This is a genomic window from Paenibacillus sp. CB74, assembly GCF_055687625.1.
In genome coordinates, this window is sequence record NZ_CM146009.1 from 1935124 (window position 1) to 1947006 (window position 11883).

General features: G+C 44.0%; 8 protein-coding genes. All 8 read right to left on the reverse strand.

Features of this window, described 5'->3' with window-relative positions; genetic code table 11:
* Positions 1-4: 4 nt before the first annotated feature.
* Positions 5-1621 (reverse strand): helix-turn-helix domain-containing protein, encoded by a 1617-nt coding sequence (locus ACX9NY_RS08685; protein ID WP_472478145.1) that lies wholly within the window; start codon positions 1619-1621, stop codon positions 5-7.
* A 321-nt stretch (positions 1622-1942) separates the two neighbouring features.
* The gene (locus tag ACX9NY_RS08690; RefSeq protein ID WP_472478147.1) at positions 1943-4597 is read right to left on the reverse strand and encodes an FtsX-like permease family protein; all 2655 of its coding nucleotides are present in this window, start codon (positions 4595-4597) and stop codon (positions 1943-1945) included.
* On the reverse strand, positions 4590-5279 hold the full coding sequence (locus ACX9NY_RS08695; RefSeq protein WP_472478149.1) for an ABC transporter ATP-binding protein: 690 nt from the start codon (positions 5277-5279) through the stop codon (positions 4590-4592). The genes ACX9NY_RS08690 and ACX9NY_RS08695 overlap by 8 nt, the downstream gene beginning before the upstream one ends.
* A gap of 105 nt (positions 5280-5384) precedes the next feature.
* Complete coding sequence (locus ACX9NY_RS08700) at positions 5385-6638, reverse strand: HAMP domain-containing sensor histidine kinase (RefSeq protein ID WP_472478151.1); 1254 nt, start codon at positions 6636-6638, stop codon at positions 5385-5387.
* Positions 6635-7330 carry a response regulator transcription factor gene (locus tag ACX9NY_RS08705; RefSeq protein ID WP_472478153.1) on the reverse strand — a complete coding sequence of 232 codons (696 nt, stop codon included), beginning with the start codon at positions 7328-7330 and terminating at the stop codon, positions 6635-6637. Before ACX9NY_RS08705 ends, ACX9NY_RS08700 begins: the two co-directional genes overlap by 4 nt.
* Positions 7331-7546: 216 nt before the next feature.
* A complete protein-coding gene (locus ACX9NY_RS08710) occupies positions 7547-8173 on the reverse strand; it encodes a hypothetical protein (protein WP_472478155.1) in 627 nt (208 codons plus the stop codon).
* Positions 8174-8325: 152 nt separating this feature from the next.
* Complete coding sequence (cydC, locus tag ACX9NY_RS08715; RefSeq protein ID WP_472478157.1) at positions 8326-10053, reverse strand: thiol reductant ABC exporter subunit CydC; 1728 nt, start codon at positions 10051-10053, stop codon at positions 8326-8328.
* Positions 10050-11837: a thiol reductant ABC exporter subunit CydD gene (gene cydD / locus ACX9NY_RS08720; protein ID WP_472479254.1), complete on the reverse strand. Its 1788-nt coding sequence runs from the start codon at positions 11835-11837 to the stop codon at positions 10050-10052. The genes cydC and cydD overlap by 4 nt, the downstream gene beginning before the upstream one ends.
* Positions 11838-11883: the final 46 nt, after the last annotated feature.

Sequence of the window (11883 nt, forward strand, 5' to 3'; positions counted from 1 at the left end):
ACATTCATCCCTGCTGTAACTCTCGATATTCCTCAGGGGTGACACCTACCGATTTTTTGAAAATCTTACTGAAGTACGTGTAATTATGGTAGCCTACCTTTTCTGCGATTTCATACACTCTCATTCCTCTGCTCGATAGATACGTTTTAGCATGTTCAATGCGAACTCGGGTCAAATACGTGATAAAGTTCTCTCCTCGTTCCTGCTTGAACACCCGGCTTAAATACGACGGATTAACACTGATTTGGCTTGCGATGCCTTGCAAGGAAATATCCTCAGCATAATACTTGTCGATCAATTCAGTGGCCAGATCGGTGTAGGTGCTTTCCTGTTTGTTTTGGGAATCGGTTTGGAAGTAATACGCAATATGGGCAAGCATATCTTGGTGAATATCCTCCCAATACTCCCCCTTTAGAACGATTTCATATGGCGATTTTTCTGTTAAAGAAGCTGTACCTCTTTCCGTAGCTCGGGAAAGATGGGAATGTATCATTTCCAGTACCATGATATATTGCTTGCGAATGCTATTCTCATCCGCTCGTAGCTGCTCCAGATTGAATCGGATTCCTTCGAGGAACTCTTTCGCTTTATTGTTGTCTTTGCTTACCCATAACTTCAACAAATCTCGTTCTTGTTGCGGGCTTAAAGCCCCCTTAATTTCCTGTCGATCTGGGGATTCGACCATATACTCGTAATACAATACCTTGTTGCTACCTGTGAAGAACCCATGTTGTAGAGCCATTTCCGCCTCTTGGCAGGCCTTCTTAATGTGAGGGAAGCCCGAAACCATCGTACTTACACCTGCGGTGAGGGACAGATTCATAAAGTCCTTGATGGAAGACAGCATTTTGTTACATAGTTTATTTATATCGGTGTGTACAGATTGGCTCTCAGGATGTACATTGACGATCACCCAATAGTCAGAAGAACTTTCAACAAAAATCTCCTTCTCCCACTTCGAGGGAATAATTTCTTCCATAATATTAAGAATTGAAAATCGGAGTAGCTTTTCCCCCTTCTCAACATATTTCCTCTTTGCGTCCTCGTAATAGTTCACGATGAACTTGATGACAACCAGCTGGTCCGAATGGATACGAAAATGCAGTTCTTCTGCTCTGGAGATGATGTCCTCTCCACTTATGAATCCGCTTACAATATCTTGAAAAAAACTATCCTTTAGATATCTTAGATTCTTGGAATAATCTTGCGCGATAGAGGGTGAATTGGTTAGATGAACATGTTCACTTTGCAGTTTCTGTCCAACCGTGCTCAGGAGCTCAATAAGGGAGGATTCGGTGATCTCGCTTTTAATCAAGTAATCTGTAGCGCCAAGTTTCAGTGCCTCTTTCACATAATGAAATTCGTCAAAATTACTCAGGATGACATACTTACAGGTTTTTAGTGAGCCGGAGGCCTCTTGTATAAGCTGCAGTCCATCCATAACCGGCATCTTGATATCTGTAATAATTAGGTCCGGCATTACATCAAGTGCCAGGCTCAATGCCTCTTTACCATTTCCAGCTTCACCAACAACATGGAAATTGTACTCTTCCCAATTCAGCATAGAACGAATTCCAACCCGCATGAGCAATTCATCATCGACGATCATCAGTTTATACATGCGTATCCCCCAACATGAACCATTTTTAGATATTTTACCATTAAACGAACTCCTGCGAAGGAGTCTAACGAACCTTCTTCGATTATGGTTTTCATAAATACCACTTTTACAGAACGTATGTTCCCGAAAAAGAATACATGGGAATATCATGTAAAGCCATATTTCTATGATCGAACCCTGTGGAAAAAGCCGCTTGCGAAGAAAAATAAAACGGCTGAATCATCTGCTGTGATGTAAAGGTATTGAAAATACGTTCTTAAAACCAAAAAAACCGCAATCTATTTATGCGGCTTTTTAAGTAATCATCTGTTGTATAGTTGACTATGTTTCCTTTCTAAATGCCTCAACGATGCTCGTTTGGTTCAATCGATACATCGGCCAAGCTGTTGCAACGAGTGTTGTTGCCATGGCGCCTGCACAAGCAAGAACAATACTAGACCATGGAATGACCCAACCTACATCGACAGCACCTTTGAAGAGATGATGTATCCCATAGCTGAGTACTGTTCCGAGTATACTACCGTATACTGCAGCGTACAGGCCGTATATAACACCTTCTAATAGAATCATTTTCCCGATATTACGCTGTGTCATGCCGATCGCTTTGAGCACCGCAAATTCTTTGGTGCGTAGAATGAGGTTGGTGCTGACAGTGTTCAGTATATTCAGGAAGGCAATCAGGACAATGACACCAATAAATCCGTATATAAAGATCTTGGCAGTTGTCGCGTCGTTTTTTGCTTGGGCCAGTTGCTCCACCTTATCTGTGTAGCTGTAACCTGCATCTTTTTGGGGTAAGGATTTGAGATAGTCCGTAATTGGTTTGTTGGAAACATCGGTTTTGGCAAGAATAAAGATTCTGGAGTACGTATCGTTTCCTGTGACCTTCTCTACGACTTCAGGCGTCGTTATGAATTCAAGGATAGCACTTTCATTATAGTTGCTCGACAACAAGCCTTGATCAACAATTCCAGTTACCGTCACAGTCTTATATTCTTGATTCTCACTATCCATACTGCGTACTTTGATGTGATCCCCAACCTTAAATTGAGTTTGATCGGTAACTATCTGTTTGCCATCATCGGTTACTACTCTTAGTTTTTGATTAATGATAACACCATTTTCCTTGTTCATCTTCTCTATGTTGACCGTACCGGCGGTGAGTTTGGATTTCAGAGCGTCAAGGCCATTATTACCAAAAGATTCTATAAAGTTGTTGCTTGTTCGATACTCTTCTCCTATGGCTACAGGATACATACCTGGACTGATTTCAAAATATTTGGGGTTAACTTTTTCCTTGGGATATATCGCCATCATCTGATTGCTATAAAACCTGTAAGCCTGTTCTACTGCATCAAGCTTAACAATGTCAGAATATACGGAATCATCGATCCGTTTGGAAGGTCCTTCATACATAACCGAGTAGGAATAATCGATACCTGATTCCGATGGCTGCCCCAGTAAACCAGCTAGTCCGCTAAAGACAATAAATAGAATCATACTGACCACTATTGAAAAGGCAGTGATGCGGAAGCGTTTTTTGTTCCGCCTGATGTTTCGACTAGCAAACTGCCCTTCGATACCTAACAGTTTTCCCAGCAGCTTTGATTTTCGGACAGATGATATGTCCTCCACCTTTGTACTTCCCGAGCTATGAATCGCCTCAAGTGGGGATACCTTCGCTGCCAGTCTCGCAGGTCCGATTGCCGACAGATAAACAGTCAATAATCCCAATACCCCGGCGATGATCAAAATTGGCAGGGAGATGACCATTTGCATATCATTCAGAAATCCCAACGCCAAAAAGCTGATATTATAAAACAAAAGTTTCATAAAGACAGTTCCCGTCAGTAATCCAATAGGAATGGCAATTAGACAAAGTATTGTCGCCTCTTTGAGAACTAGTTTACGTATTTGCGATGGTGTAGCCCCAATGCACCGCAGCATTCCGAATTGGGAAGTCCGCTCCAGAACAGAAATATGAAACGTATTATATATCACTGCACTCGTACAACCCATAATAATAATGATGATTGCTGCGAATGCATATAACAAACTATGGTTTACACCTTCATAGGTGCTTTTGCCATATAACTTAAGCAGTTCATTATTATATTCGACTCGAATATTTTTATATTGAATTTCCTTATCCAATGCTACGGCAGAGCCTTGATCCACTTGGTCAAGCTTTAATGAAGATATTATCGCTTCCGCCTTCGCCTGAATCTGATTCATCGATTTCATTTTGACATATATAAAATAATTTTTATCTGCATCTATTTTTACATTATCTTCATACGTGATGGCTGGAAAGATGAAGTTGGAAGACCACGAAGCGTTACTACCTGTCTTCATAAATCCCACAACGGTGAATTCTCTCTCTTTTTGGGGACGAAAGCCTTCATCAAGATCCCAGCCAAAATCACCCAGACCATTGATGGGTTTGATCTCCCCGGTTGATGCGACAGTTCGTTCTCCCAGACTCAGGGTAATCGAATCTCCAAGCTTTGGTTTGGTCACAAAACGATCCAGACTCCAGGTCGAAAGAATAACTTCATGCGAATTTTTCGGCAGCCTCCCTGAATCCAGCTGAACCTGAAGCTTGTCCATCGCATCGGTATCATAACCTTTGAGATTCAAATACCGATAAGGTGCAGCAAACGGATTTTCCTTCTTTTCTTTCTCACTCGTTTTGCTGATGACCGAATAACCTTCTCTGCTAATGATCCCAGCACTCTCTACCGATGCATTATTGACAACTCTTGAGATTGCTTCTCCAGGTAATCCGTTAAAAGAAACATGGTAACCCCCGTACTCTTGAACGGTTTGCCGAACTACTTTGTCTCTGAAGCTAAGACCAATGGTTCCGATTGCTGTAAGTAGAGTCACAGATAAAATAATGCCAACGATCGTTAGTATTGATCTTTTTTTCTGCCCTAGCAAATATTTTTGGGTAAGACTGGTATACCTATTCACGATCTTTCACCCCTGTTTGCTGCAACAGTGTACCATCTTTTATATTTACAACTCGGTCCGCTCTCTGGGCTACATTCAAATCATGCGTGATCATAATCAAGGTTTGATTGTATTTTCTGACGGAATAGGTAAGAAGATCCACAATTTCTTTACTGTTCTTGCTGTCCAAATTGCCGGTTGGTTCATCCGCCAGAATAATCGATGGTTTATTAATCAATGCACGTCCAATGGCAGTTCGCTGCTGTTGCCCGCCGGATAATTGGGACGGAAGGTGCTGCCTTCGATCGCTGAGTCCCAGCACGCTCAATAATTCCTCAAGATAACCCTCGTCCACCTGTTTATTCTCAAGCAGCATTGGCAATTTAATGTTTTCTTCCGCAGTTAACACCGGGATCAGATTGTATGATTGAAAAATAAAACCGATTTTGCGTCTTCTGAACACAGCCAATTCATTTTCAGTTTGAGAATACAGGTCCATACCGTCAATAATGACTTGGCCACTTGTCGGTTGATCCACTCCTCCGAGCAGATGCAGCAATGAGCTTTTGCCAGATCCGCTGGCGCCCACGATTGCAACGAATTCTCCTTGATTAACGGTCAGGTTAACATCTTTCAATGCTTCCACCCTAGACTCAGCACTTCCATATATTTTACATAAATGTTCGGTCCTCAAAATTTCCATCCTGTTGTACCTCCAGTTGTATGATTAACATTGCTTGATTGTTATTATAGGTGTGGAATCTTACGTTGAAGTGAAGAAGAAGCTTACATTATCGTAAGCTTCTTCTTAAGTCCACTCTTTTTTGAAAAACGAAATCCTGAATGTCGTTCCTTCTTGAAGCACACTCTCCACCGTAATGATCCCGTTTTGTTCCTCAATGATTGATTTGGTCAAAGCCAGACCAACCCCTATACTGTTGGGCTTGTTATGGTTCTTGCCTTTATAGAATCGCTTGAAAATGTGAGGCATATCATCGGGATGAATACCTTCGCCGTTGTCCTGAAAAATGATTGTATCAAACAGTGCGTTTTCTTCCAAATAGATTCGAACCTCCCCTTCTGGCGGGGTGTGTTCCAGTGCATTTTTTATCAAATTCATGACAGCTTCCTTAAGCCATTCTTCATCTGCTTGCACATACGTATTCTCACTTCCGAGGATGATTATGTTTTGCCGTTTCTGGTCTGCTACCGTCCGGAGTGAATAGACAGCGCTCTCCATCATCTCCCTTAGCTGGATCCTCTCTTTTCGAAATCCAATTGCTCCCGCTTCGACTCGTGCCAGCTTGAGCAGACTTATGATGAGCCATTCCATTCGATCAAGCTGCTGCCGACTTCGTTCCAGAAAGGTCTTTCTCATTTCTTCTTTCATCCCGGGATCATTCAGCAGATTTTCATTGAACACAATCAGAGAAGCCAGGGGTGTTTTGAGCTGGTGGGAAATGTCGGATAACAGATTGCGCAGGAAGGTTTTTTCCTGCCGGAGTAACTCCAGGCTGTTGGATAATCTCCCAGCCATTGCATTAAAGCTCCTGCCGAGCGAGCCGAAGTCTCCATCCTCCGTTTCAGGCAGTTTTTGATCGAATTGTTGTTCCACAACCTGCTCCGCCGCATGGGAAATCGTTCTGATTTTTATGAAAAATTTACGATACTCCCACAGAAGTACAATAAGGAGTGGAATCAGGAACATCAGTAATTGAGTCGCTGTTTTCAAGGGTAATGCTCGTCCTGTAAGAGCAGGTTGCTCTTCTAAAGGCATGCCTGTCTGATAACCGTATTGTGCAAGAATGCGTTGCCCCTCTGCGATTTCATCGGCCTGAGCTCCTTGGGTAACAAAGTGAATCACCTCATTCTCCAACTGGGGATCTTTCATCAACAAATGTCCGATTAGGGCGCTATTCTGATTAACTATGGTTGTATTGATGCCATCAACTTGATGCTGCATGTAAAAGAACATCATAAACGACAAAAGAACTTGCAGAGCAAGTACTTTAATGGCGAGGGACTTCCACTCGGGATTTCGCAAAACTTCAATCATTTTCATTTCCCTATAACCTCTACATTCCATTTATATCCGATCCCCCGAACAGTTACGATATACTGTGGTGCTGCAGGAATATCTTCGATTTTCTCTCTTAACCTGCGGATATGGACAGAGAGCGTATTATCATCAATGAAGTCGCCAGAGAGATCCCAGAGATGATTCAGAATTAAACTTCTGCTGCATATCTGCTTTGGATGAGAGACCAACATCAATAGTAGTCGATATTCAAGTGCGGTCAGTGTAACTTCACTATTGTTTTTGAGTACAGTTCCTTCTAAAATACGCACCTGGATGTTATCGGATATCCACAAGCTCACATCTTGTTTTCCCTTGTTGTTACGTCGTAATACGGCCTTGATTCGTGAAATAAGTTCTTTGGTTCGAACAGGCTTGGTTACATAGTCGTCTGCTCCGAGATCAAGCCCAGCGACCACGTTTGCTTCCTCATCCAAAGCCGTCAAAAAGATAATGGGCACTTGCGACGTTACCCTAATCTCACGGCATAGTTGATATCCCGATCCATCAGGCAAAGTGACATCCAACAAAATCAGATCGATCAACTGTGCCTGCAGTGCCTGTCTGGCTTCTACCAAGCTACTCGCCACAACGACCTCATATCCTTCATTGGACAATGTGTATTGAATACCAAACACCAGGTTCTCATCATCTTCTACGAGTAATAAGCGATTCATCGTACACCTCAGCTCATGCTATTTTGAATTTATATATATTTGATTTTGATTATAGAGTTCCTGCGTCATTATACATCATTTGAGTTTCTACGCTATAACATTATGATTAATGGGATGTTCCATGAACATACTAAAGATAAAAGCCTGCTCCTATGTGGAACAAGCTTTTATCCGTGTCAGTTGTAATAGATAACAAGAAAGATTTCTGTTCACCATTTAGTATTTCTCTGATTCCTTAAATATCATATAACGATGGACACCTCTGACAGCACGCATGGCTTCTTGAGCTTGCTGAATCGCAATTTCGCGGTGACCCGATCTTAGTTCGATCGCTGCAAGAAGCGTGGATCTCATCCAGAGCTTACTAATGGGTTTCAAGTGTTCACTCGCCTGATCACTTCTTCCTTCTTCCATAAGCAAATACGTTTCATAATATGTACGATAATCCGATCTACGCATATTCTGCACCGCAGTACGAACAGCTACCAAGTCATTGTGATAGATGCCATAAGCTGCATCGTAGACTGCTTGGGTTCTTTTATTCGTGTCTTCATTTCTGATGCGCTCTATTGTGCGTTCCAACTCATCATCAAGTCTGTTTGCGAGAACGTAATAGATATAAAGCCTTGGATTATTTTCCTGTCTGCGTAAAAAAGCCTCGACGCGGTCCATACGTGTTTCCCAACCCAGAGGATAAAAAATACGAATGGTAAACATAATCAGAGTAGCGGTGAGAACGACCCCAAGTATTAAAAACAGAGATTGTTCATTCATCTTCATGTACACAACAAACAAAAATACGGCCAAATAAAAAACAATATCCCACTTATATTTTCCCATCATCCATCTCCTTTATTGACATAAAGAACTATTATATCAAATAAAACCCCAAGGAGCATATGCATCGCATCCTTTGGGGTTTATAAGTATTTATAAAAGTTAATTTATTAAATTGTTCGACAACCGACAGTATTTTCTACGTAATAGACTATATTTCACGCCCCGGCGTCTCCAATCATTTGTCGTTCAATTTGCTTCATTTTATAAAAATAACCTTTTTGATCCATTAACTCGGAGAAAGAACCCGATTCTACAATCTTGCCTTGGTCCATGACGACAATCCGATCCATCTCTTCCAATCCCGTCAGTCGGTGACAGATCAGGAGAAGTGTATCTTCGGTCGCCTGTACCAGAAGATGCTGTAATACACGTTGCTCTGTGACGTAATCCAGAGAAGAAGTCGGTTCGTCCAGCAGCCATAACCTTCCGTTGCGCAACATGGCGCGTGCCAGTGCTAGCCGCTGCTTCTCGCCATCCGACAGATTCTCCCCTTTTTCATACACCATGTCGTTCAACGACTTATTTGGCAGTTGTACTTTGTCCAGAACAGCCATTAGTTTTTCATCCGAATGTTCTTCTCCATTCAGCAGCAGGTTATCCCGAATGGTTCCTCGGAAGAAATGACTTTGCTGCAACACAACATTTGCCCTTTGCCAAATACTCTCTTCATTCAATTCCTGCACCGGAATATCGTTTAACCGTATATCACCAGACGTTGGTGTACGCAGCTTGAGTATTAGATCAATAATCGTTGACTTACCTGACCCGCTCGGCCCGACAATCGCAGTTTTGGAGCCTGCTGTAAGCTGCAGGGATAGCTCCCTCAGCGCCGGTCTCCATTCTCCTTCATATTGGAAGTTAACATGAGATAACTCGATTGAAACTGCATGATCGCCTGACAATTCACCCCTTGGCTGTGCAGGATGTACATCGGAGGTTGGCACCGTTTCCGTCAGTCGCTGAGCTGCATGTTCGCTGTCCTGCTTATATAGAGGTAATACAGCCATTCCCGCAGCTTCTTCGAACACAGTCTGCGTAGCCAGGATCAGCATGGCGAGGAATACACCAGCGAACACTCCGTTCATAATTAAGAAAGCGCTCAGGGCAAGCACTCCCCATGTCACGAGATACGTCACAAAAACGTGCATGGATTGCCCTCGTAGCAAGTGCGAAGCGGCTTGTTTCTGTTCTGTTGCCAATGTAGCGGAAGCCTGCTGAAGCTGCTGCTCGCGCTGTTCCAATTGGCCGTATACTTTCAGATCCCGGAAACCATACAACACTTCGGTCACTTCCGTGGACAGCAAAGCCCGTTGCTGGCGGACACGTCCGTGGATTTTTCGCTGTCCCAACAAAACAATGCCAGGTACAACAAAAGCCGTGATCAGCATGCCAAGTACCAGCAAACACGCAATCCAGATTGAAAAAGCCGAAGTGAACAGCATGGTAGCCAAAAACACCATAACAACAATGATCGGTGGATAGGCGACACGCAAAAAGTAATTTTGCAAGCTTTCCACATCACCCACGATCCGCGCAAGCAGATCTCCGCTTCGGTTTTTGTTCATGATACCCGGTGTCACCGGGATCAGTTTGGCAAAAAAGGATGTCCGCAAACGGCTGAGCATGGAGAACGTCGCCCTATGAGAATACAAGCGTTCTGCGTAACGACTCGCCGCCCGAAGGAAACCGAGCAGTTTGACCATCGAGGTAAGTACGATTAAGGTGTATAGCGGTGGCGCAAATACCGTTTGCGAAATCATGTATCCACTCGCGGAAAAGAGCGCTACCCCTGCTATGCCGGCGATGAATCCGCCCAAAATGGAAAGCAAGATATCCTTGCGCTCCTGAATCATCGCTTTTGACAGAATCGTCAGCTCATTCATGCTAACCCTCCTTTCCGTTGTACATCCACCATCTCCGCATATTGAGGCAGGCGCATCAGAAGCGCTTCATGATGTCCTGAGTCAACCAAGACCCCATTGTCCATGAACAAAATGTTGTCCGCATGTTGAATCGTATATAAACGGTGTGCCACCGTAATCATCGTCGCTGTTTTGGCTAATGACGCAATGGACTGTTGCAGTACCCGTTCGGTGTGAAGATCCAGTCCTACTGTGGGTTCATCGAACAAAATAACGGCTGGTTTCTTCAGAAAAGCTCGTGCCAAGGCAAGTCGCTGCTTTTCCCCACCAGATAACCCCCGACCACCCTCACCAACAAACGTATCCAATCCCTGCTCCAACTGAGCGACAACGCCAGCAAGTCCTGCTTCCTCTGCCGCCTGCTCTATTTCAGCTCTGGAGACGTTTCGACCTGCTCCAATCGCTATATTTTCAGCAAAGGTACCTGCAAAAATATACGGATGCTGTGTAATGTAGCTAACTTGCTCAAACCATGCAGTTTCATCATGTTGCGAAAGCTCCATTCCGTTAACCAGAACCGCTCCCGAATCTGGTTTCAACAAACCGGCAATGAGATGCAACAGCGTTGTTTTACCGGAGCCGCTTTTGCCTACAATGGCAATCTGTTCTCCCGGTCCAATCGAGAGCTGTCCTGTCTCAAGTCCAAAGGAATCCGGTGTGTACCGGAAACGAACGTGGTCCAGTTCAATGGTTGGTGGCATCAGAGTCAACTCGGCACGACTTGTGCGTAACTTGTCCTGCTGCACCCTTAAATCGTTTGTATCACCGATATGTGTATCCTTCTCGGCTTTCTCATCTATGGTAGGCTTACTTGCGCCACTCGTCTCCTCAAGCATCTCTTCCACCTTACGAATGGCCCCCATACTGGTTCGCCCGCTGTGAAAAGCCGTTCCTGTATTCTTCAATAGACTGTAAAACTCAGGGACGAGCAACAACACAAGAAAGGCCGTGTGGAAGCTCATCGATTTGAACACGAGTAACTGTATAGCCAGTTCGAGCGCAACGATACCGATGCTTAACATTACGATCGATTCCAGCATAAACGTATTTGTAAAGGCAATCTTCAAAATGCCCATCGTGGCATCCCGATAACCCAGACTGCTGCTTTCAATCTCCTGCTGCTGACGTTTAGCCCGTCCGAATATTTTCAACGTAACCAGCCCTTGAAGCGAATCCAGAAATGTACCTGAAAACTCGGCCAGCTGCGCGTATTTCTCTTCGGATTTGTTCTTTGTCTTGAGTCCCACCAAAATCATGAACAGCGGGATAAACGGAGCTGTAAACAGCATAATGTAGCCTGTGTTGGCGTGCTGGGTAAACGTAACGATCAGAATCAGTATCGGAATCATTGCAGCTTCCATCATACGCGGCATGTACTGACTGAAATAGCTGTCAGCTTCATCCACAGCATCCAGAGCAACGCTGACCTTTCCTCCCGTCTGTCCACGAAGGGTTGAAGGCATGGAAGCGCGGGTAAGGTTCTGCAACACAGAAGCTCGCATATTTGTCTTGGCACGTGCTGCCATATGCAATCCCACTTTCCCGTTGCCGTACGTCAACAGTGTGCGCACAGCCATTACTGCCAGCAATAGCCCAAGCAGCAGCATCACCGATGAGAAGGAAGCTTTCTCTACAAAAATCCGTTGGACTGCTTCAGCCACCAATGCCGCCTGACTTATAATAGTCACACCAAGCGCCAGCGAAATGATCGCAAGGAGCAGCCTGTTTGTTCGTTGTAACGACATTTGCTGCGAGATCAGATTGGATTTGGCTTTTCTCTTCACAGAAAGC

Excerpts from the sequence above, each read along its gene's own strand:
- ACX9NY_RS08705 (WP_472478153.1), bottom strand. The coding sequence starts at position 7,330 with ATGAATCGCTTATTACTCGTAGAAGATGATGAGAACCTGGTGTTTGGT.
- cydD (WP_472479254.1), bottom strand. The coding sequence starts at position 11,837 with ATGTCGTTACAACGAACAAACAGGCTGCTCCTTGCGATCATTTCGCTG.
- ACX9NY_RS08685 (WP_472478145.1), bottom strand. The coding sequence starts at position 1,621 with ATGTATAAACTGATGATCGTCGATGATGAATTGCTCATGCGGGTTGGA.
- cydC (WP_472478157.1), bottom strand. The coding sequence starts at position 10,053 with ATGAATGAGCTGACGATTCTGTCAAAAGCGATGATTCAGGAGCGCAAG.
- ACX9NY_RS08700 (WP_472478151.1), bottom strand. The coding sequence starts at position 6,638 with ATGAAAATGATTGAAGTTTTGCGAAATCCCGAGTGGAAGTCCCTCGCC.
- ACX9NY_RS08710 (WP_472478155.1), bottom strand. The coding sequence starts at position 8,173 with ATGATGGGAAAATATAAGTGGGATATTGTTTTTTATTTGGCCGTATTT.
- ACX9NY_RS08695 (WP_472478149.1), bottom strand. The coding sequence starts at position 5,279 with ATGGAAATTTTGAGGACCGAACATTTATGTAAAATATATGGAAGTGCT.